Annotated in this window: 19 protein-coding genes; 14 read left to right on the top strand and 5 right to left on the bottom strand. The window is 73.4% G+C overall.

The genetic code is table 11. The annotated features are described in order from the left end of the window. Nucleotides 1-112: 112 nt before the first annotated feature. Entirely contained in the window at nucleotides 113-628 is a 516-nt protein-coding gene (locus ACOOHC_RS01085) for a shikimate kinase (protein WP_420452162.1), read from the bottom strand. A 160-nt stretch (nucleotides 629-788) separates the two neighbouring features. Between ACOOHC_RS01085 and ACOOHC_RS01090 the strand changes: the two genes are divergently transcribed. Both ACOOHC_RS01090 and ACOOHC_RS01095 read left to right on the top strand, forming a co-directional pair. Further along, complete coding sequence (locus ACOOHC_RS01090) at nucleotides 789-1955, top strand: glycosyltransferase (protein ID WP_420452163.1); 1167 nt, start codon at nucleotides 789-791, stop codon at nucleotides 1953-1955. A 40-nt stretch (nucleotides 1956-1995) separates the two neighbouring features. Next, on the top strand, nucleotides 1996-2499 hold the full coding sequence (locus ACOOHC_RS01095) for a DUF3253 domain-containing protein (RefSeq protein WP_420452164.1): 504 nt from the start codon (nucleotides 1996-1998) through the stop codon (nucleotides 2497-2499). A gap of 24 nt (nucleotides 2500-2523) precedes the next feature. On the opposite strand, the gene ACOOHC_RS01100 is transcribed toward ACOOHC_RS01095, so the two are convergent. After that, nucleotides 2524-2952: an Hsp20/alpha crystallin family protein gene (locus ACOOHC_RS01100; RefSeq protein ID WP_420452165.1), complete on the bottom strand. Its 429-nt coding sequence runs from the start codon at nucleotides 2950-2952 to the stop codon at nucleotides 2524-2526. Between the two features lie 208 nt (nucleotides 2953-3160). Here ACOOHC_RS01100 and ligD point away from each other — a divergent pair, with 208 nt between their 5' ends. The 6 genes from ligD to ACOOHC_RS01130 all read left to right on the top strand — a co-directional run bounded on the left by ligD (nucleotide 3161) and on the right by ACOOHC_RS01130 (nucleotide 9815). Then, the gene (ligD, locus tag ACOOHC_RS01105; RefSeq protein ID WP_420452166.1) at nucleotides 3161-4042 is read left to right on the top strand and encodes a non-homologous end-joining DNA ligase; all 882 of its coding nucleotides are present in this window, start codon (nucleotides 3161-3163) and stop codon (nucleotides 4040-4042) included. Nucleotides 4043-4142: 100 nt separating this feature from the next. Continuing rightward, nucleotides 4143-5072 carry a hypothetical protein gene (locus ACOOHC_RS01110; protein WP_420452167.1) on the top strand — a complete coding sequence of 310 codons (930 nt, stop codon included), beginning with the start codon at nucleotides 4143-4145 and terminating at the stop codon, nucleotides 5070-5072. 21 nt (nucleotides 5073-5093) lie between these two features. Further along, entirely contained in the window at nucleotides 5094-6374 is a 1281-nt protein-coding gene (locus ACOOHC_RS01115) for an AI-2E family transporter (protein WP_420452168.1), read from the top strand. Then, nucleotides 6371-8044 (top strand): RecQ family ATP-dependent DNA helicase, encoded by a 1674-nt coding sequence (locus tag ACOOHC_RS01120; protein ID WP_420452169.1) that lies wholly within the window; start codon nucleotides 6371-6373, stop codon nucleotides 8042-8044. The genes ACOOHC_RS01115 and ACOOHC_RS01120 overlap by 4 nt, the downstream gene beginning before the upstream one ends. A gap of 3 nt (nucleotides 8045-8047) precedes the next feature. Further along, nucleotides 8048-9352, top strand: a complete 1305-nt coding sequence (locus tag ACOOHC_RS01125) for a PP2C family protein-serine/threonine phosphatase (protein WP_420452170.1) — start codon at nucleotides 8048-8050, stop codon at nucleotides 9350-9352. Nucleotides 9353-9410: 58 nt separating this feature from the next. After that, on the top strand, nucleotides 9411-9815 hold the full coding sequence (locus tag ACOOHC_RS01130) for an ATP-binding protein (RefSeq protein WP_420452171.1): 405 nt from the start codon (nucleotides 9411-9413) through the stop codon (nucleotides 9813-9815). On the opposite strand, the gene ACOOHC_RS01135 is transcribed toward ACOOHC_RS01130, so the two are convergent. Next, on the bottom strand, nucleotides 9793-10608 hold the full coding sequence (locus ACOOHC_RS01135; RefSeq protein WP_420452172.1) for a PAS domain-containing protein: 816 nt from the start codon (nucleotides 10606-10608) through the stop codon (nucleotides 9793-9795). The two genes, ACOOHC_RS01130 and ACOOHC_RS01135, sit on opposite strands and share 23 nt — an antisense overlap. 132 nt (nucleotides 10609-10740) lie before the next feature. Next, nucleotides 10741-11631: a LysR family transcriptional regulator gene (locus ACOOHC_RS01140; protein WP_420452173.1), complete on the bottom strand. Its 891-nt coding sequence runs from the start codon at nucleotides 11629-11631 to the stop codon at nucleotides 10741-10743. An 81-nt stretch (nucleotides 11632-11712) separates the two neighbouring features. On the opposite strand from ACOOHC_RS01140, the gene ACOOHC_RS01145 reads away from it, so the two are divergent. The 5 genes from ACOOHC_RS01145 (at nucleotide 11713) to ACOOHC_RS01165 (ending at nucleotide 18488) form a co-directional block, all read left to right on the top strand. Continuing rightward, nucleotides 11713-12126, top strand: coding sequence for a hypothetical protein (locus tag ACOOHC_RS01145; protein WP_420452174.1), 414 nt, complete (start codon nucleotides 11713-11715; stop codon nucleotides 12124-12126). A 154-nt stretch (nucleotides 12127-12280) separates the two neighbouring features. Continuing rightward, nucleotides 12281-15601, top strand: a complete 3321-nt coding sequence (gene fdh, locus ACOOHC_RS01150; RefSeq protein ID WP_420452175.1) for a formate dehydrogenase — start codon at nucleotides 12281-12283, stop codon at nucleotides 15599-15601. Beyond that, nucleotides 15598-16527, top strand: a complete 930-nt coding sequence (locus tag ACOOHC_RS01155) for a 4Fe-4S dicluster domain-containing protein (protein WP_420452176.1) — start codon at nucleotides 15598-15600, stop codon at nucleotides 16525-16527. The genes fdh and ACOOHC_RS01155 overlap by 4 nt, the downstream gene beginning before the upstream one ends. After that, complete coding sequence (gene nrfD / locus ACOOHC_RS01160) at nucleotides 16524-17474, top strand: NrfD/PsrC family molybdoenzyme membrane anchor subunit (RefSeq protein ID WP_420452177.1); 951 nt, start codon at nucleotides 16524-16526, stop codon at nucleotides 17472-17474. The genes ACOOHC_RS01155 and nrfD overlap by 4 nt, the downstream gene beginning before the upstream one ends. Before the next feature lie 75 nt (nucleotides 17475-17549). After that, nucleotides 17550-18488, top strand: coding sequence for an NADP-dependent oxidoreductase (locus ACOOHC_RS01165; protein ID WP_420452178.1), 939 nt, complete (start codon nucleotides 17550-17552; stop codon nucleotides 18486-18488). A 43-nt stretch (nucleotides 18489-18531) separates the two neighbouring features. On the opposite strand, the gene ACOOHC_RS01170 is transcribed toward ACOOHC_RS01165, so the two are convergent. Next, a complete protein-coding gene (locus ACOOHC_RS01170) occupies nucleotides 18532-19752 on the bottom strand; it encodes a S1C family serine protease (RefSeq protein WP_420452179.1) in 1221 nt (406 codons plus the stop codon). 169 nt (nucleotides 19753-19921) lie between these two features. Between ACOOHC_RS01170 and ACOOHC_RS01175 the strand changes: the two genes are divergently transcribed. After that, nucleotides 19922-20599 (top strand): response regulator transcription factor, encoded by a 678-nt coding sequence (locus ACOOHC_RS01175; RefSeq protein WP_420452180.1) that lies wholly within the window; start codon nucleotides 19922-19924, stop codon nucleotides 20597-20599.

The following is a 20599-nucleotide window of genomic DNA, read 5'->3' on the forward strand; positions in this document are numbered from 1 at the left end:
TCGTGACGTGGCGCTGCGCACGTCGTGACGCGGTGCTCCGCACGTCGTGGACGAGGTGCGCTCGACGCCCGATCGCGCAGGCGCTCGCGGCGGCCGACCACGGACCGCGGGCTCAGCGCGCCGGGAGGTTCTCCGAGCGTCGCGACCAGGCCTGCGCGACACGGTCGACGACCTCCGAGGTCGAGTGGCTGCCGGTGTCGACCTCCACGGCCGCCGCTGCTCGGAGAGCGGCCAGGCGGTCGTCGGCATCGGCGTCGGCCGCCGGGCTCGCCGGCGCGCCTCGCTCGCCGATGCGCCCTCGAAGCACGTCATCGTCGGCCTCGAGCAGCACGATCCAGTGCGGCTCCCCCCACCGCTGCTCGTCCCGCGAGCGCAGGACCTGGTCGACGCCGACCCACGGAGCCGCGATGACCGCGGGCATCGACGTGGAGCAGATGACCTGGATCCAGTCCCGGCACGCGACGATCTCGTCGTCGGTCGCCTCGCCGGCGTGCTCGGGGGCTCGGTCGGGGTGGTTGTCGGCGTCGAAGAACGGACGGTGCAGCCGGCGTGACAACTCGAACCCGACGGTCGACTTGCCCACCCCGGACCTGCCCACGATGACGATGTGCGGTGCGGTGGATCTCATGGTGCGTCCCTCCGGTGGTACCCGAGGCGAACCCGTCGCATTCGTCGCGGATCCGTCGACGATGCGACCAGTCGAGCTCGCGCTCCGCCCGCCACGTGACGGTACCACGGGTCTCGGGGGGCACGAATGCGATCTGCGCGCCCCGGGTACTCACCCTGCCGTGCGTGCTCGCCCCCTCCAGATCGCTCGACCGCTCGCAGCCGCTGCGCGGCGACCGCGGCGGATCGCCGTGCTCGGCCCCGCCCGCTTCGCCGTCGGCGAGCCGTTCGCCGGTGGGCTCGAGGCGCACACGCTCACGCTCGCACGGGCGCTGCGCCGGCGCGGCCACGAGGTGACCCTCTTCGCCGGCCCCGGCGATTCCGCGCCTCCCCCGGACTTCCCGGTCACCCCGATCATCGAGCGATCCCTCGAGATCGACGCCTCCGAGCGATCGGACACCTCGATGCCGGTGAGCGCCGTCGCTCAGCTCGACGTCGGGCACCGGCGCGTGCTCGAACAGGTCACGATGCCCGGGCGCTTCGACGCGGTGCACAACAACACGCTGCACGAGCTCCCGGCGTCGCACGACTACGGGCCGCTCGGCGTCCTGCACGTGCTCCACTGCCCCCCGATCGCGGAGGTGGACGCCGCCCACCGTGCGCGCCAGGTCGACCCGCGCGACTCCCACGAGGTCGTCGCGGTCTCCGCCCCGCTCGCGCGGCGATGGCGACCCGTTCGCTCGCGACCGGTGTGGAACGGGGTGGAGGTCGAGGTGTGGTCCCCGGGGGACCACGCCGCCGGCGAGGGATGCGCGTGGGCTGGGCGCATCGTCTCGGAGAAGGCCCCGCACGTCGCGATCGACGCCGCCCGCCTCGCGGGCCGCTCGATCGACCTCGCCGGTCCGATCCAGGAACCGGTGTACTTCGAGCGCGAGGTGCGGCCGCGGCTGGGCCCCGACGTCCGCTACCTCGGCCACCTGGGTTCGCACGAGCTGGTCGAGCTGTACGCGACCGCAGCCGTCGGGGTCGTCGCCCCCTGCTGGGAGGAGCCGTTCGGCCTCGTCGCCGCGGAGATGCTGGCCTGCGGGACCCCGGTCGCCGCCTTCGCCCGCGGTGTCCTGCCCGACGTCATCACCTCCGACGTCGGCGCGATCGCGGAGGGTGACGACGCGGCGGCGCTCGCCGCCGCGATCGAGGTGGCGGCCGCGGCCGACCGCCGGCGGTGCCGCGAGCACGCGGTCGCCACCCTGTCGATCGACGTGATGGTGGACGCGTACGAGGCGCTGTACGAGCGGTCCCGCGTCCGGTCCCTCGTCGCGCCGGGCGCCTGGAGCGGTGTGGCCGGGTGACCGCTCGCCCGCCCGTCGCTCGGGCCGGGGGCCGGGCGCGGTGAGTCGGGAGGTCGAGCGGACCGAGGACGGTCGCCACATCGTGGTCGACGGTCGGAGGTGGAGGGCGAGCGATCCGGCGATCGACGACGACGTCCGCGCGGAGCTGGTGCGCGAGCTGATGGCGGCCCGGCGCGCCGTCGGAGCCGGCTCACGGTCGAGCGACGAGGACGCGGTCGCGAGCGCGCGTCGGCGCGTCCAGGACGCGAAGGTCGCTCTCGGCGAGCGCGGTCGCGCCTGGTGGGAGCCGCCTGACGACGAGGCGATCGTCGAGCGGGCGGTGGCGACGGCCCTCGCTCTCGGGCGGGCCCGCGGCGCGGCCGGGGAGTCCGCCGGCGAGGTCGCGCACGGCGAGGTCGTCCGCGTGGCGGCTCGAGGACCGTCGACCTCGTCGTCGGTGCGCGAGGCTCTCGACGGTCATCGCGATCTCACCGCCGTCGACGCCGGCGGCGGATCCGCCGGCGATCGGCGGTACCGGGTGGAGCCGTCCCCGGGCGGGTCGTGATCGGTACCGCCCGTGCCGACCGACTCAGTCGCTCGAGGTCGCGTCGATCGCCTCGCTGCTCGACGACCCGCCGCCGACCTGGATCGTGCGCTGCTTGGAGGTCTCCGAGACGGGGACCTTCACGGTCAGCACGCCCTCGTCGAGATCTGCCGTGAGCTGGTCGAGGTCGAGCGCGTCACCGAGCATCAGGGAGCGGGTGAACGTCCCCTGCGCCCGCTCCTGGGCGAGCTTCTGCTGGCCGCTGTCGTCCCAGCGGCGCTCGACGCGCACGGTCAGCTCGTTCTTCTCGACGTTCACCTCGATGTCGTCTCGGCTCACGCCGGGGACGTCGAAGTAGATGACGACCTCGTCGTCGTCGCGGATCGCGTCCATGGCGAGGACGGACGAGCGCGTGGGGCGCTCCACCTGCCGGGACATCCGGTCGAGGTCGGCGAAGGGATCGAAACGCAACATGTTGGGTCCTCTCTCGATGTGGTGGGTGAGCGATCCGGGTACCCGAACGTCACCCGATCCATGCGTCGCAGCGGTCGCGAGGTCGGGCGGGGGGAGTGGGATCGTGGGGAGAGGGGAACACGGTCGTGGGCGCCGACCGAGCGGCGTGCGAGCGTCGGAGACGGTGGGCGAGGCGTGCGCGACGCGCGCACGCGACGGAGGAGGAGCGATGGCGACGAACGACGTGGAGCTGAGCAGCCCCGACAAGGTCCTGTGGCCGGAGGGGTCGATCACGAAGGCGGACCTCGCCGACTACTACCACGACGTGCGCGATCGTCTGCTGCCCCACCTCGCCGGGCGTGCGGTGACGCTCAACCACCACCCCCGCGGGGTCGACCGGGACGGCTTCATGCGCAAGGACCTCGCGTCCCACGCCCCGGCGTTCGTCGGGCGGTGGACGACCCACGCCCGCACGGCGCGCCGAGATGTGGACTACGCCCTGATCGACTCGCCCGAGGCGCTGCGGTGGTGCGCCGGGCAGAACGTCACCGAGCTCCACGCGTGCCTGTTCCGAGTGGACCGGCCGGACCGGCTCGACACCCTGGTCATCGACCTCGACCCCTCGGAGTCCTCGGTCACGGCGGTGGTCGCGGCTCCGTGGGTGCGCGAGGTACTCGACGAGATCGGGCTGCGCTCGGGGGTGAAGACGAGCGGGGGTCGTGGCCTCCACGTGCTCGTGCCGGTCGAGCGCCGCTACGCCACCGACGAGCTGCGCGCGCTGGTCGAGGGTGTGGCGGCCGAGTGCGTGCGGCGGCACCCCGACGAGCTCACGACGCGGTTCGCGAAGGACGAGCGCGGCGGTCGCCTGTTCGTCGACTGCACCCGCGTCGGCATCGGCGCCACCCTCATCGCGGCGTGGAGCCCGCGGGCGCGCTCGATCCCGACGGTCTCCACGCCGCTGTCGTGGGACGAGGTCGGTCCCGACCTCGACGTGAGGCGGCTCACGCAGGCCACGGTGCGCGATCGGCCGGACCCCCTCGTCGAGGTGGCGCCGCAGCGCATCGAGTCCGCGGCGCGCGCGCTCGCCGCCGTCGGGGGATCGTCCGGTTGAGCCGACGATCGACCCCGTCGCGCTCGAATGCGCAGCGTCACCTCGGGGTACCGAGGGTGATGATCTGCGATCGTCGCGCCCCGGGCCGCCCAGTGCTGAGATGACGACGGCGCGGTCGTTCACCGATCTCGTGCGACGCGGATCGCTCGACCTGCCCATGCCGGCCGACGGGGAGGGCGCCGAGCGCCTGCTGCGGCTGTGCGACATCGCACGCAACCAGCCCGTCGGTGTGGCGCGCCTGGCCGAGGCGCACACCGACGCGGTGGCGATCCTGACCGAGGCGGGGCGCACGGCACCGCCCGACGTGGCGTACGGCGTGTGGGCATCGGAGCAGCCCGGCGAGGCGGTCGTCCTCGACCGTGCGACGTGGACCGTCAGCGGGCGCAAACCGTTCGGCACGGGTGTCGGGATCGTCGATCGCGCGCTGATCACCGTGGTCGACTCGGACGGCACCCGCCTGCTGCTCGACGTCGACGTCACCCCGTCGTCCACCGTCGTCGGCGAGACGGTGGGGTGGGCGACGTCGGCGCTGAGCGACACCGCCACCGCCGCGATCGTCCTCGACGAGCACCCGGTCGGCCCCGACGACGTGGTCGGCGGGCCGGACTGGTACCTGACCCGCCCCGGCTTCTGGCACGGGGCGTGCGGGCCGGCCGCGTGCTGGGCGGGTTCGGCCATCGCTCTCGCCGACACGGCTTCGCGCCTCGTCGACGACGACCCGCACCGCCGAGCCCAGCACGGCGCGCTCGTCGCGGCCCGCTGGTCGCTGCTCGCGCTGCTGGTCGGCGCGGGGAGCCAGATGGACGACGCCCACGACGACGCGGCGGAGGCCGAGTTCGTCGCCCGGTCGCTGAGGCAGGTGGTCGAACGGACCTGCACGGACGTCCTCGATCGCTTCGGGCGGGCCTTCGGGCCGCGCCCGTTCACCTCCGACGTCGACACCGCCCAGCGCGCCCACGACCTGCACCTCTACCTGCGCCAGCACCACGGCGAGCGGGAGTTGGGGTCGTTGAGCACCCTGGTGTCGTAGGGTGACCGATCTGGTGACGTGGTGAGCGAGCAGCGGACGGGCGGGGACGTGGACATCGGCGACGGCGGGGACGCAGCGAGCGACGTCGGCGTAGCGGGCGAGGGGTCCGACGACGACGCGGGTGCCACCGCCGCGGTCGACGACCGAGCGGCCCTCCTGGTCCCGGAGTGGTTGGATCGCACCGCCGCGTGGGCGATGCGATTGATCGTCATCGGGATCCTGCTCGGCGCCATCCTGTGGATCGCCCTCCAGGTGCGCGTCGCGCTCGTCCCGCTGCTCGTCGCGTTCCTGGTGGCCGCGACGCTGCGTCCGCTCGCCCGACGGCTGGAGGACCTCGGCACCCCGTCGTCGTTGGCCGCCGCCATCCCGATCGTCGGGGTCGGCGCGATCGTCGCGGGGGCCGGCTGGTTCGTCGTCGATCGGACCCGGGTGACGCTCGAGGGAGACAGCCTCACCCAGGAGCAGGTGCGCGAGCGCATCGAGTCGTGGCTGTCGGGGGAGCCGTTCGACCTCGACGAGGCCCAGATCGCCGACGCGGAGGAGACGCTGCGATCGTGGCTGTCGAGCGGGGTCGACTCGCTCGGCACCCAGCAGGCGACGATGGTGCTCCAGATCCTCGGCGGCGTGCTGCTCACCATCGTGCTGACGTTCTTCCTGACCAAGGACGGTCCGTCGATGTGGCAGGCGATCGTGACCCGCGTCGACGAGTCGCGGAGCGCGACCCTCGACCGCAGCGGTCAGGCCGTCTCGACGACGGTGTCGGCCTACCTGCGCAGCGTGATCATCACCGGCATCGCCGACGGCCTGCTCATCGGGCTCGGGCTGTGGGTGCTGGGCGTCCCCCTCGTCCTCCCGCTGATGATCCTCACCGCGATCGCCGGGTTGTTCCCGGTGGTGGGAGCGGTCGTCGCCGGCGCGGCGGCCGCGCTCGTCGCGCTCGTCGCCGTGGGTCCGGCCACCGCGGTGTGGGTCGTGATCCTCACGCTCGTCGTCCAGCAGATCGAGGGCAACGTCCTCCAGCCGCTGATCGTCGCCCGTCAGGTGTCCATCCACCCCGTGCTGGTCCTCGTCTCGCTCACGGCCGGCGGTGCCGTCGCCGGGCTCGCGGGAGCGTTCCTCGCCGTGCCGATCGTCGCGGCCGCGATCTCCGCCGTGCGTGCGTTCTCGGCCGGGCTCGACTCGCGGACGCCCCCGGGCGTCGGGGCGGTCGTCGTCTCCGACCGGCGCTCGTCGGAGGGCACCGTGCGGAGCCGGCTCGATCCGGCTCGCCTGCGCTCGTTCCGACGGAGCGGCGAGGCGTGAGCCGGGCCCCGTCGACGACGAGTCCCCAGCCGGCGGCCGGCACGGTCGACCTCGTCGCGCCGCCGGGCGCGGTCGACCTGGACGCGGAGGCCGGCCGGATCGGGATCCAGGAGCTCCGGCCGGCGCAGCGGGCGGCCGTCGAGGCCCTCGTCGCCGGGCGCGACGTGCTCGCCGTGATCCCCACCGGTGGGGGCAAGTCGGCGATCTACCAGGTCGCGACCGAGATCCTGGACGGGGTCTGCGTCGTGGTGTCGCCCCTCCTGGCGCTCCAGGAGGACCAGATGGACGCGATCGCCTCGGCCGACCTCGGCGAGGCCGTCGCGATCGACGGCGCGACCTCGGACTCCGAGCGAGCCGCGATCGTCGACCGCCTGTCGTCGGGGGCGGCGCGGTACCTCTTCGCCACGCCCGAGATCCTGACCGACGAGGCGGTGGTCGAGGCGCTCGCGCGCATCGGCGTGCGCCTCCTCGCGGTCGACGAGGCGCACTGCATCGTCACGTGGGGTCACGGGTTCCGTCCCGACTACACGGTGATCGGCGACGTCCGTCGCCGGCTCGGGACCCCGCTCGCCGTCGCGCTGACCGGGTCGGCGGACCCGCGGATGCGCACCGACATCTGCCGCTCCCTCGACATGGCCGAGGCGGAGATCGTCACCTCGGACCTCGAGCGGACCAACATCCACCTCTCGGTCGTCGGCTCGTCGAGCGCCGACGACGCGATCGATCGGATCGTCGAGCACCTCACCCCGGGCGAGGGCAAGGCGCTCGTGTACGTCCCGACGCGCGCGCTCACCGTCGAGATCGCCGAGCGACTGGAGGCGACGGGACAGGTCGCGCGACCGTTCCACGGCGGACTCCCGAAGTCGGCGAAGTCCGAGGCGCTCGGCCTGATCCGCTCGCAGCAGCGATGCGTGATCGTGGCCACCACCGCGTTCGGGATGGGGATCGACGTCCCCGACATCACGACCGTCGTCCACCTCGACATGCCCGATTCGCTGCTCGCCTACTACCAGGAGGTCGGCCGGGGGGGTCGAGACGGCGCCCCGGCCCGCGGGGCGGTGTTCGTCTCGCTGCGCGCCCGGTCGCGGCGGGCGTTCGGATCGGGGGTGCGCTCCACGTCGGTCGGTGAGTGCGCTGCCGTCTACGACGCGATGCGCGGCGGCGTGGTCTCGCGCCGGCGCCTCGCGGAGCAGATGCCGTTCGGAGCCGGGACGGTGGCGCGCGCGCTGTCGATCCTGGAGCAGGCGGGGGCGATCGCCACCCGGCCACGGCTGGCGGTCACGGGGGCGGTCGAGCTGGAGGTCGTCGAGCGGCTGCGCGCCGAGCGAGAGGAGTTCGACCGCTCCCAGCTCCTCGCGGTCGAGCGGTACCGCTCGTCACGCCACTGCCGCTGGTCGCAGATCCTGACGAGCCTCGGCGAGTCCCTGGAGCGCTGCGGCCACTGCGACGTGTGCGAGATCGTCACCGAGGAGGTGCCCGATCGCGAGTTCCCGGTGGGGACGGTCGTGTCGCACGTCGACTTCGGGCGGGGGTGCGTGACCTCGCGCCGACCCGACGTCATCGTCGTCGCGTTCGACGAGGTCGGTCCCAAGGAGCTCTCGACCGAGCTCTGCGTCGAGCACGGCCTGATCGAGGCGGACCCGGCCGCGACGCCCGAAGCGGCGGGGTGACGGGTGCTGTCGGATGCCGAAGCCGAGCTCGAGCGGGAGAACATCGCGCTGCGCTCGGCCCTCGCCCGGGAGCGCAGGGCGCGCGAGCTCCGCTCGGAGGTCAACCGCCTCGCCGCCCGCACGAGCGCGGAGGTGTCGCGCTCGGGGGTGGCCCAGGTGATCGTCGACGGCGCGGCCGAGATCTTCGACGCCGGTTGGGCGAGCATCGCGTTCGTCGACGACGACGACACGGCGATGCTCGTCCACGGCCCCGGTGTCCCGCCCGTGATCCGGCGCGACTGGCAACGGATCCCGTTGGAGTCCGAGGTGCCCATCTGCCACGTGCTGCGCGGGGTCGAGCCCCTGGTCGCGCTGTCGAGCGTGTCGGAATCCCTGGCGTGGGGGCTGTCGCCCGAGCTCGTCGCCGAGGCCGAGATGGGCAGTGTGGTGGTCAGCGGCATCGGGCTCGGCGATCGCCCCGCCGCGGCGATCGCGATCGCGTGGCCCGACGCCCACGAGCTCGACGGCGTCGAGCTCGAGCTGCTCGCCCAGTTGACGCAACGGGCGGGGCCCGGTTTCGAGCGCTCGATGCGCACCGAGGTCGAGGGCGAGCTGGCGCGGCGCCTGCAGACGATGATGCTCGGGAAGCCGATCTCGGAGGTGCGCGGGTTCGACGTCGCCACGCTCTACGAGCCCGGTCGCGACTTCCAGGCGGTCGGCGGTGACTGGTTCGACGTGGTCCAGCTCGAGGTCGACCGCTGCGCGTTCGTGATCGGCGACGTGGTCGGCCACGACCTGAGCGCCGCGATCGAGATGACCCAGATCCGTGACGTGCTCGCCGCGCACCTGGTGGCGAGCGGGGATCCGGTCGAGGCGATGTCGGCGACCGACGCCTACCTGCGTCGCCGGTCGCCCGGGGTGATGGCGACGGCGCTGGTGTTCGTCGTCGACTCGGACGGAACCGCCCGGACGTGCTCGGCGGGCCACCCCGGGCCGATCGTGGGGCGACCTGGTGCGGGGTTCGCGCAGATCGCCGGCGCGGTCGGTCCGCCGCTCGGCTCCGGCTTCGGAGGGCACTCCGCGTCGGAGTCGGAGGTGTCGGACGGGACCGTGCTCGTGGGGTTCACCGACGGCGTCGTCGAGGCGCGCGACCGCGACCTCGACGTCGAGATCGCCGAGCTCGCCTCCGAGGTCGAGCACGAGCTGGCGGACGGGGCGAGCGCTCGGCGTCCCGTGGACCGGGTGCGCGACCTCGTGGCGCGGCGCGCCGCACGCGGGTGGCGGACCGACGACGCGGCCGCCGTCATCGTGCAGATCCTCCCTCGCTGACGGCACGGCGGCCACGGCGCGCGGTTTCCCGGCGGTCCTGGGTGGGCAGGGTGGACGCATGTCCGATCCGGCCGTCTCCGTGCAACGGGTGACGGTCGACGCCGACCCCAGCGAGCTCAACGCCCTGCGGACCCGCGTCGGCCGGGCGGTGAGGGCGTCGGGTGGCACGACCAGCGAGGTCGAGGACTTCGAGCTCGCGGTCAGCGAGCTCGCGACGAACGTGATGCGCCACACCGACGCCGGGGACTTCGCCGTCGTGTTCACGACGACCCCCGACCGGTGGATCCTCGACGTGAGCGAAGCCGACGGCCTCGACGACCTCGACGGGCTGCGCCGGCCGTCCGACTGCGACTGCACCGGCCGCGGCTTGTTCATCGTGCGTGCCGTCATGGACGACGTGAGCGTCGTCGACGACCACGGGACGCGCAGCATCCGCTGCGTCAGGTCGCGGGCGGCGGGCTGATCCCGGCGAGCCACGCCGCCTGCGCGGCCATCTCCTGCATCCCCAGGTGATCGACGAGCGCTCCGGCGTCCGGGTGGGTGGTCACCGTCAGCGATCCGACGGAGCCGATGTCGAGGCGCGTCACGATCGGGTCGTCGGTGACGCCGATCGAGGGCGGGGCGACGCTCGCCTCGTCGTCGCCGACGCGCACCAGCGCGCCCCCGATCTCGGCGACCATCGGCGCCATCGACTCCGCCAGCGCTCGCGCGACGGCGCGATCGCGCTCGCGCCCGCTCAGGCTCGACGCCGGGCGACCCGCCGTCAGGATCGTGTCGAGCGCGGTGAGCCGCCGGCGCATCCGGTCCTGGGTGGTCACGTCGTCGAGCAGTCCCACGAAGTGGGTGACGCGACCCGCTCGGCGGATCGGGTCGATGCTCCACCGCAGCCGGAACACGGTGCGATCGAAGCGGTAGTTGATCACCTGGGCTCGAACGGGTGTGCCCTCGACGAGGTGCTCGCGGATGCGGTCGAGGACCACGCGGTCGGTCAGGGGCCCCTGGGCGAAGCGTGGTGAGCGGCCGATCACGTCGTCGATGTCGCAGCAGAAGATGTCCAGGTAGGCGGGGTTGACCCACGAGATGCGCGGTCCGGGACGGTCGAGCTCGGCGTCGGTGACGCACACGGCCTGCCCGGACTGCTCGAGGATCTCGCCGGCGAGGTCGCCGAGCCGGGCGACCGCCGACGCGGTCGGCAGCGGCGCGGTCCGCTCGAACGGGTCGACGAACGAGTTCGTCCACCTCTCGGGCGACCTCACGTCATCGCCCTCTTCTCCCGGGCCCGCCGACTCCTGGCACGCCCCGGATCCTAGATCTCGTCGGTGCTCGCGCGCCTCGTGGGCGCGCGGATCGCCGCCCCGGTCGCGCTGCTCGGTCGGGGTGGCTCGGGCTCAGGCGGCCGCGGTGGCCACGGCGGGGTCGAGCAGCTCCGCGCGGATCGCGGCGACGAGGGTGTCGGTCACCTCGTCGGCCTGCCCCGGCACGGTGCGCGCGAGCTGGTGGACCGTCGGCAGGTCGGGCAGCTCCCGTCCGGGAGGCCACTCCACGATCTCGTCGTCGAGGTACCGCTCCCCGAGGACCCCGACCCCCAGGCCGGCCACGATCGCCGCCCGGTGCGCGCTCGACGACGAGACCGCGAACGCGACCGAGTGCTCGATGCCCGCGGCGGTGAGGGCGGGTTCGCTGATCGAGTTGTAGAAGCAGTGCTCGCCGAAGGTGACCAGCGGGACCGGGGACGTGTACCGGTCCGGATCGTCCCACGACGTCACCCACCGGAGCTGATCCGACCACAGCACGACGTCGTCCTCGCGCAGGTCGGCGGGGACGACCTGGATCATCGCGACGTCGACCGTGTTGTCGGCGAGCGCACGCGTGAGCCGCACCGTCGAGTCGATGACGAACTCGACGCGCACGTGGGGGTGGGACCAGGCGAACCGCCCGAGCAGGCGGGCCATCTTGACCGGGTCGATCTCCTCGTTGGAGCCGAGGCGCACCATCCCGGTGAGCTCGGAGCTGGACAGGCGCGCCGCGAGGCGGTCGTGGATGGCCACCAGCTCGCGAGCTTCGTCGAGCAGGGCGCGAGCGTCGCGCGTCGGGCGGAGCTGGTGGCCGTCGCGGATCAGCAGCGGTCGACCGATGCGCTGCTCCAGTCGCTTGATCTTCCAGCTGACGGCGGACTGGGTCACCCCGAGGCGCTCCGCCGCCCGGGTCATCCCGCCGTGGTCGAGCGTGGCGATCAGCGTCCGCAGCGATTCGACGTCGAGCTGGAGCGCGGGTGGCATCGCCACAGCATGACAGCCTCACATGGGAAGCACAAGAACATGTCGTTTGTGTCATGCTCGCACCGGGCGCACCCTGGAGGCATGACAACGAGTCGCACCACCTCCCCGGCCCCCGTCGCCCCCGCCCCCGACCGGAGCGCGACCCCCTCGACGCCGATCGACCACCGCTCGCGGTCCTCGCATCGCCGCACCGCGATCCGCACCGGGCAGGAGCGCACGGCCTGCAGCTACCGGTTGCGGACCCCCCGAGCCCGCGGCGAGGCCCCCACGGTCGCGTTCCCGGCGCTCGCGCCGGTCACCGACACCTCGACGGTGCGGCACGCCGCCCGCCCGCGGGTCGTCCCGACCGCGGATCGCCGGCCCGAGGCTCCCGTGTCGCGCGGCCGGGCGGCCTGGTCGCACCTGCGTCGCGTGATGCGGCCCGGCACGATCGCCACACCGTCGCAGCAGGTGCTCGGGGCGATCCCCGGCCTCGCCCACACCCCCCGGTGCTGATCGCGGCGAGCGCTCGACGACGGCGCCGAGCGCGACGGCGATCGTCGGCGCCGGAGTGGACCCGGGCGGGGTCGCTGGGCGACGATGCGAGGATCCCGGCGCCGGGTCCCGTGGTGGCGTCGTGGAGTCGTCACCGACCCGTGGAGCACCCCCGATGAGCGAATCCCTCACCTCCCGCCTCGCCCGATGGCCGGTCGTCCGCCAGGTCACCGGCTCCGACCGGGGCGCCAAGGGGCCCGCCGCGAGGTCGCCGTGGTCGGTGCAGCTGACACCGCGCACCGACACCGCGGACCGCGTGGTCCAGTCGATCTGCCCGTACTGCGCGGTCGGGTGCGGGCAGCGGGTCTTCGTCGAGGACGAGCGGATCACCCAGATCGAGGGCGATCCCGACTCGCCGATCTCGCGCGGTCACCTGTGCCCGAAGGGAGCGGCGACGAAGGCGTTGGTCCAGTCGCCGAGCCGGTTGACGTCGGTCCGCTACCGCCGCCCGCACGGCACCGAGTGGGAGTCGCTCGACCTCGACGAGGCGATGGAGATGATCGCCGATCGGGTGGTCGCGAACCGCGCCGAGCACTGGCAGGCGGCCGACGCCGAGGGGCGTGCGCTGAACCGCACGATGGGGATGGCGTCGCTCGGCGGCGCCACCATCGACAACGAGGAGAACTACCTCTGGAAGAAGCTGTGGACGTCGTGGGGGGCCGTCCAGATCGAGAACCAGGCGCGCATTTGACACTCGTCCACCGTCCCCGGTCTGGGGGCATCGTTCGGACGGGGTGGGGCGACGGGCTTCCTGCAGGACCTGCAGAACTCGGACGTGATCACGATCATGGGCTCGAACATGGCCGAGAACCACCCGGTCGGGTTCCAGTGGGTGATGGAGGCCAAGCGGCGGGGGGCGACGGTGATCCACGTCGACCCGCGCTTCACCCGCACCAGCGCCGTGGCCGACGTCCACGTGCCGATCCGTCCCGGGACCGACATCGCGTTCCTCGGCGGGCTGATCCGCCACGTGATGGAGAGCGGTTCCGACTTCCGGGACTACGTCGAGGCCTACACGAACGCGTCGATGCTGGTCGGCGAGGACTACGTCGACGCCGACGACCTCGGCGGCGTCTTCGCCGGGTGGGACCCCGACACCCGGACCTACGACCCGGCCGCCTGGGCCTACGCGTCCCAGGGGGCGAAGGCGTCCGCCGGTGACCGCCAGGCCGGCGGCGAGGCGAGCGATGCCGAGATGCACGTCGTCGACGCCGAGACCGAGCCGGTCGACGCCCCCGGGGTCGACCCGACGTTGCAGGACGAGCGCTGCGTGTACCAGGTGCTGCGACGGCACTTCGCCCGCTACACCCCCGAGATGGTCGAGCGGACGTGCGGGATCCCCGTCGAGCTGTTCCACCGGGTCGCGGACGCGATCACGGCCAACTCGGGGCGTGAGCGGACCGGATCGTTCTGCTACGCCGTCGCGTGGACCCACCACTCGGTCGGGGTCCAGAACATCCGCTCGGCCGCGATCCTGCAGACCCTCCTCGGCAACATGGGCCGCCCCGGCGGCGGGATCATGGCGCTGCGCGGCCACGCGACCATCCAGGGCTCGACCGACATCCCGACGCTGTACAACTACCTCCCCGGCTACATCCCGATGCCCCACGTCGAGCACTCGGCCTCGCTCGCCGAGTTCGTCGACGCCGGCGCCCCCGACACCGGCTTCTGGGGGGCGATGGACGCGTACACCGTGAGCCTCATGCGGAGCTGGTTCGGCGACGCGGCGTCCGCCGAGAACGACTGGTGCTTCGATCACCTGCCGCGCCTCACCGGCGACCACTCGACCTACCAGTCGGTGGTGAGCATGCTCGAGGGCGACGTGACCGGGTTCTTCGTGCTCGGTGAGAACCCGGCGGTCGGCTCGACCAACTCGGGGATGCACCGGATGGCCATGGCCGAGCTCGACTGGATGGTCGTGCGCGACTTCCAGGAGATCGAGACGGCGTCCTTCTGGAAGGACTCGCCCGAGATCGAGACCGGTGAGCTGGTGACCGAGGACATCGGGACCGAGGTGTTCCTGCTCCCCGCCGCGGCCCACACCGAGAAGAGCGGGTCGTTCACCCAGACCCAGCGCCTCCTGCAGTGGCACGACAAGGCCGTCGAGCCCGAGGGCGATGCCCGCTCCGACCTGTGGTTCTTCTACCACCTCGGCCGCCTCGTGCGCGAGCGGCTCGCCGGCTCCGAGGACCCCCGTGACCGCCCGGTGCTCGACCTCACCTGGGACTACCCGCTCGAGGGCCCGACCGACGAGCCCGACCCCGAGGCGGTGCTCGCCGAGATCAACGGCTCCCACGCCGACGGGACGCCGCTGTCGTCCTACACCGAGATGCGCGCCGACGGCTCGACCAGCGGAGGCTGCTGGATCTACACCGGTTGCTACGCGGACGGCGTGAACCAGGTCCGGCGCCGACGGCCCGGCTCCGAGCAGTCGTGGGTGGCTCCGGAGTGGGGGTGGGCCTGGCCGGCGAACCGGCGGATCATCTACAACCGCGCCTCGGCCGACCCGGCGGGCGACCCGTGGTCGCAGCGCAAGGCCTACGTCTGGTGGGACGAGGAGCAGGGCTCGTGGACGGGCCACGACGTCCCCGACATCGAGGCGGACAAGCGCCCCGACTTCCGACCCGAGCCGGGCGCGAAGGGAGCCGACGCCCTCGGCGGCGACGACCCGTTCGTGATGCAGTCCGACGGCAAGGCGTGGCTGTACGTCCCCGCCGGCCTGCGTGACGGGCCCCTGCCGACCCACTACGAGCCCCACGAGTCACCGGTGCGCAACCCGATCCACCACCGCCAGGAGAACCCGGCGATCGAGTCGATCGACCGACCCGAGAACCCGCTCCACCCGAACCCCGACGAGCCCGGCGGGGGTGGTCTCGATGACGGCGCGGCCTACCCGTTCGTGGTCACCACCTACCGGGTCACCGAGCACCACACCGCGGGCGGGATGAGCCGGACGGTCGACCGCCTGAACGAGCTGCAACCGGCCATGTTCTGCGAGGTCAGCCCCGAGCTGGCCGGGGTCCGCGGGCTCGAGCACATGGGGTGGGCGACGATCGTGTCGTCGCGGGCGGCGATCGAGGCGCGGGTGCTCGTCACCGAGCGGATCCCGTCGCTCGACGTCGACGGGCACCGGGTCCACCAGGTCGGCCTGCCGTACCACTGGGGGTGGTCGGGCGCGAACACCGGCGACTCGGCGAACGACCTGCTCGGTCTGCGCCTCGACCCCAACGTCCACATCCAGGACACCAAGGCCCAGACGTGCGACATCGTCCCGGGACGACGACCGCGCGGACCGGCACGGCGCGAGTTCGTGCTCGCGCACCGCCCGGACACGTCGCACCGGCACGACGACGATCAGCTCGAGCCCCCGATGGCGGGCACCTCCGTTGCCGACGTTCGCCCGAGCGGCCCGGCGAGCGACGGAGCGAGCCGATGACCGTGCTCGGCGACCGCTCCGGCGTCCCCTCGGGGCTCGTCGCCCACGACGACCTCGTCGTCGCATCGGGTGAGCGGGCGGGCTTCTTCACCGACACCTCGGTGTGCATCGGATGCAAGGCGTGCGAGGTGGCGTGCAAGGAGTGGAACGACATCCCGAGCACCGTCGGCGAGCTGTCCGGGGACTCCTACGACAACACCGGGGCGCTCGGTGCGACCACCTGGCGCCACGTCACCTTCATCGAGCAGGCCCGGCACCGGCAGGCGTCGGGGACCCCGGCGCCCGACCTCCACGTCGACCCGGTGGCGCCCGGGGAGGTCACGTTGCCGACCGCGCTCACCTCGCCCGACGGTCCGGCGTCGATCGTGTGGCTGATGAGCTCGGACGTGTGCAAGCACTGCACCGAGGCCGGGTGCCTCGACGTGTGCCCGACCGGGTCGCTGTTCCGCAGCGAGTTCGGCACGGTCGTCGTGCAGCCCGACATCTGCAACGGGTGCGGGTACTGCGTCCCGGCGTGCCCGTTCGGTGTGATCGGGCGCGACGAGTCGACCGGCGGCGCCGCGAAGTGCACGCTCTGCTACGACCGGCTCAAGGGCGACCAGACCCCCGCGTGCGCGCACGCCTGCCCGACCGACTCGATCCAGTTCGGACCGCTCGACGAGATGCGCCGACGCGCCCACCAGCGCCTCGGCGAGCTCCACGACGCCGGCGACGACCGGGCCCGGCTGTACGGCGAGGACCCCTCCGACGGCGTCGGCGGGTCCGGTGCGGTCTTCCTGCTGCGAGACGAGCCCGAGGTGTACGGCCTGCCCCCCGCACCGGTCGTCGCCAGCCGCGAGCTCCCGCGGATGTGGGCCAGCGCGGCGATGGCGGCGGCCACCCTCGTCGGGGGGATCGCGGCGGCGGCGCTGGGAGGACGACGGTGACCGACACGGTCGCTCGACGGGTTCGGGCGGAACCGGGAGCCGGTCCCGAGACCCCGGTCGAACGCGCCGCCGACACGTCGGGCTACTACGGCAAGCCGATCGTGCGGCCCCACATCTGGAAGGACGCGATCGGCTGGTACTTCTTCACCGGCGGTCTCGCCGGAGCGTCGTCGGTGCTCGCCGAGGTCGCCGAGCTCACCGGGCGCCGCCGCCTCGCGGTCCACGCCCGGCGGGCAGCGGTGGCGGGGTTGCTCCCGAGCCCGGTCCTGCTGATCGTCGACCTCGGCCGGCCGAAGCGGTTCCACCACATGTTGCGGGTGCTGCGACCGTCGTCGCCGATGAGCGTCGGCTCGTGGCTGCTGATGGCCTACAGCCCGTTGTCGGGCGGCGCCTGGATCCTCGACGAGCTCGGTGCCCTCCCGCGCCTGCGCCGTGCGCTGGGCGCCGGTGCGGCCCTCGTCGGCCCGTCGATCGCGACCTACACCGCGGTGCTCGTCGCCGACACGGCGACCCCCGCCTGGTACGAGGCGCGCCGGGAGCTGCCGTTCGTCTTCGCCGGGAGCGCGACGGCGAGCGCCGGCGCGGCGAGCGGCCTGCTCGCGTCGGTCGACGGACGTCTCGAGCCGCTGGCCGCTCGGGTCGCGGTGCTCGGTGCCGTGGGGGAGGTCGTGGCGGCGGGGGTGATGAAGCGCCGGCTCGGACCGCTCGACACCTACGACTCCCCGGAGGCGGCGCCGTACGCCCACGCCGCGACCGCGCTGAGCGTCGCCGGTGCCGTCGCGACCGCGGCCTCGCTCGTCACCCCGCGCGGGCGTCGGCTCCTGTCGGCGCTCGGGTCGCTCGCGATCCTCGGTGGATCGATCTGCGAGCGCTTCGCCGTCGTCCGCGCCGGCACCGCCTCGGCCGCGGACCCCGACAGCGTCCTGCTCCAGCAACGCCGCGCCTGACGAACCCCTCGTGGGACCTCCGCGACGGGCGGGCTGCGCTCGTGGGTGAGGCGCGGGATCGGGGAGACTCCTGCGATGAGAGCAGTCGGAGTCAACGAGCACGGCGGTCCCGAGGCGTTGGAGGTCGTGGAGCTCCCCGACCCCGAGGCAGGGCCCGGTCAGATCCTGGTGAGGGTGCACGCCGCCACGGTGAACCCCACCGACACCTACGGACGCAACGGCGCCCGTGCCGAGCACCAGAAGAAGGACCCGCCTCCGTACGTCTCGGGGATGGACGTCGCCGGGGTCGTGGAGGCGATCGGTCCCGACGTCGACACCGAGCTCTCGGTGGGCGACCACGTGATGGCGATCGTGCTCCCCGACGGATCCCACGGCGGCTACTCCGAGAAGCTCGCGCTCCCGGCCGGGTCGGTCGTCGCCGTCCCCGAGGGCACGACCGACGTGGAGGCGTCGACGCTGCCGATGAACGGCCTCACCGCGCGCCTCGCGCTCGACCTGCTCGGCCTGGAGCCGGGGGAGACGGTGGCCGTCACGGGCGCGGCGGGAGCGTTCGGCGGGTACGCGGTCCAGCTCGCGAAGGCCGACGGCCTGCGGGTGATCGCCGACGCCTCCGAGGACGACGAGTCGCTGGTCGGCGACCTCGGGGCGGACGTCGTCGTGCGTCGGGGCGACGACGTCGCCCACCGGATCGCCGAGCACGCTCCCGACGGGGTCGACGCGATCATCGACGGCTCGGTCCAGAACGACGCCCTGTTCGCGGCGGTGAAGGACGGGGGCGGCTTCGCCACCGTGCGCGGGTTCCGCGGCGAGGCCCCGCGCGACATCGAGGTGCACCAGGTGTGGGTCCACACCTACCTGGAGGAGCGCGAGAAGCTCGACACCCTGCGCCGCCAGGTCGAGGAGGGGGCGATCACGCTGCGGGTCGCGGACACCTTCGCCCCCGAGGACGCCGCCGAGTCGCACCGTCGCCTCGAGGCCGGCGGGGTGCGCGGGCGACTCGTGATCGAGTTCTGAGGTGGAGCGCCGCGGCGTCGAGCGGCACGTGCGCCCGCGCCGCTCAGACCCGCCGGCTGCCGAGCACCACCTCGACGTCGATCGGCGCCGCCTGCCCCGCTCGCTGGATCTCGAGCTCGAGGGCGTCGCCCGGATCGCGATCGGCGATCACGTCCGCCAGCTCGGAGGCCGCCGCCACCGGGTCCCCGTCGACCCCGACGATCACGTCGCCCCGCCGCAGGTCGGCGCCCTCGGCCGCCGAGCCGGGGGTGATGTCGACGACCACGAGCCCGTCGGCGGCCGTCACGTCGGTGCCGACCGCGGCCGCCTCGGCGGTCGTGATCCCGAGGAAGGCGCTGGTGATCGGCTCTCCGGTCCGCAGCTGGTCGAGGAGCGGACGAGCGGTGTCGATCGAGATCGCGAACCCGATGTTCTGGGCGCCGACGGACCCCGCCGAGTTGATCCCGACCACGCGGCCGTCGAGGGTCAGCAGCGGCCCGCCCGAGTTGCCCGGGTTGATCGCGGCGTCGGTCTGGATGAGGTGGGTCATCCGGGTCCCGTCCTGCAGCGCGATCGAGCGGCCGAGGGCCGACACGATGCCGTCGGTCGCCGTGCTGGCGCCCTCGAGCCCGAGCGCGTTGCCGATCGCGACGACCCGTTCGCCCACGGCGAGGTCCTCGCTCGTGCCGAGCTGCAGCGGGACCAGCCCCGCGGTGTCGACGTCGACGATCGCGAGGTCGTGACCCGGGGACGTACCGATCACCTGCGCCTCGGTCGTGGATCCGTCGGAGAAGGTGACGTCGACGGTGGCGGCGTCGCCCACCACGTGGGCGTTGGTCGCGATCTCGCCGTCGGCGGAGACGACGAACCCCGTGCCCGTCCCCCCGCGCCGCCCCGAGGGGCCCACCACGTCGATGCGGACCACGCTGGGGGCGGCCGCTGCGACGAGGTCGCTGACGTCGGAGGTGGCGGGCGCCGGCGCGACCGCCGGGGTGGCCGCGGCGGGTTCGGCGACCGGGGCCCGATCCTGGGCGGCGGCGTCGCCGGCACCCGCACGGTGGCCCGCGATCGCTCCGCCGGCGGTCCCGCCGGCGATCGTCGCGACGCAGGCCAGGGCGACCACGGCGCTGCGGGCGACGCCCGGACGTCGGCCTCCCGCACGAGTCGAGGGCGTGGGCGCCGGGGCGGGGGGCTGCCACGGGGACGCCGATCCGGGGCGGTCCGTCGGGGTGGTGGGGGCCGCTGCGGTCGGTCCGCGGTGGGGGCGGTCGGGGGTGTCGGTCACGGTTGGTCCTCTCGTCCGGGTGGGTCGGGTGCGATGGAGGGCCAGCATGGGGGTGCGACCTGAAGGGACGCTGAAGCGACCTGAACGCCGCTTCAGGTTCGATCCGATGGAATGGAGCGATGATGACGCGTGGAGCCGTCGCGGTCCCCGCCCCCGGGAGGTGGCTGGGGTGAGGGTGCTGGTCGTCGAGGACTCCGAGCCGCTCGCGCGCTCGCTCGAGGCCGGTCTCACCGCGGACGGCTTCGCGGTCGACGTGGCGCTCGACGGCGAGCGTGCGCTCGAGATGGCGGCGCTGCACGACTACGACGCCATCGTGCTCGACATCATGCTCCCGCGCCGCAACGGGTGGCTCGTGTGCCGGGCGCTGCGTGCGCGCGACGACTGGACGCCGGTGCTCGTGCTGACGGCCAAGGACGGTGACCTCGACGAGGCCGAGGCGTTCGAGACCGGCGCGGACGACTTCCTCCGCAAGCCGTTCTCGCACCTCGTGCTGGTCGCTCGGCTGCGTGCGCTGATCCGCCGCAGCTCGGCCCAGCCGTCGACCGAGCTCGTGGTCGGCGACCTGGTGCTCGACCCGACCCGGCGCACCGTCCGCCGGGGTGAGGTGCGGATCGAGCTGACGGCGCGGGAGTTCGCCGTCCTCGAGCACCTGATGGCTGCCGCCGGGGCGGTCGTGTCGAAGCGCGACATCCTCGACCACGTCTGGGACGTCGACTTCGCCGGGGACGCGAACATCGTCGAGGTGTACGTGGGCCACCTGCGTCGCAAGGTCGACGTCCCGTTCGATCGGAGCTCGATCGAGACGGTGCGCGGCCGGGGCTACCGCCTGTCCGAGGCGGGAGGGTGA

Source organism: Ilumatobacter sp. (assembly GCF_965215205.1).
In the GTDB taxonomy this organism is placed as follows: Bacteria; Actinomycetota; Acidimicrobiia; order Acidimicrobiales; family Ilumatobacteraceae; genus Ilumatobacter_A.

Bases quoted from the DNA above. Each gene is read 5' to 3' on its own strand.
- ACOOHC_RS01085 (WP_420452162.1), bottom strand. From the start codon at position 628: ATGAGATCCACCGCACCGCACATCGTCATCGTGGGCAGGTCCGGGGTG.
- ACOOHC_RS01100 (WP_420452165.1), bottom strand. From the start codon at position 2,952: ATGTTGCGTTTCGATCCCTTCGCCGACCTCGACCGGATGTCCCGGCAG.
- ligD (WP_420452166.1), top strand. From the start codon at position 3,161: ATGGCGACGAACGACGTGGAGCTGAGCAGCCCCGACAAGGTCCTGTGG.
- ACOOHC_RS01110 (WP_420452167.1), top strand. From the start codon at position 4,143: ATGACGACGGCGCGGTCGTTCACCGATCTCGTGCGACGCGGATCGCTC.
- ACOOHC_RS01130 (WP_420452171.1), top strand. From the start codon at position 9,411: ATGTCCGATCCGGCCGTCTCCGTGCAACGGGTGACGGTCGACGCCGAC.
- ACOOHC_RS01140 (WP_420452173.1), bottom strand. From the start codon at position 11,631: ATGCCACCCGCGCTCCAGCTCGACGTCGAATCGCTGCGGACGCTGATC.
- ACOOHC_RS01145 (WP_420452174.1), top strand. From the start codon at position 11,713: ATGACAACGAGTCGCACCACCTCCCCGGCCCCCGTCGCCCCCGCCCCC.
- ACOOHC_RS01155 (WP_420452176.1), top strand. From the start codon at position 15,598: ATGACCGTGCTCGGCGACCGCTCCGGCGTCCCCTCGGGGCTCGTCGCC.
- ACOOHC_RS01165 (WP_420452178.1), top strand. From the start codon at position 17,550: ATGAGAGCAGTCGGAGTCAACGAGCACGGCGGTCCCGAGGCGTTGGAG.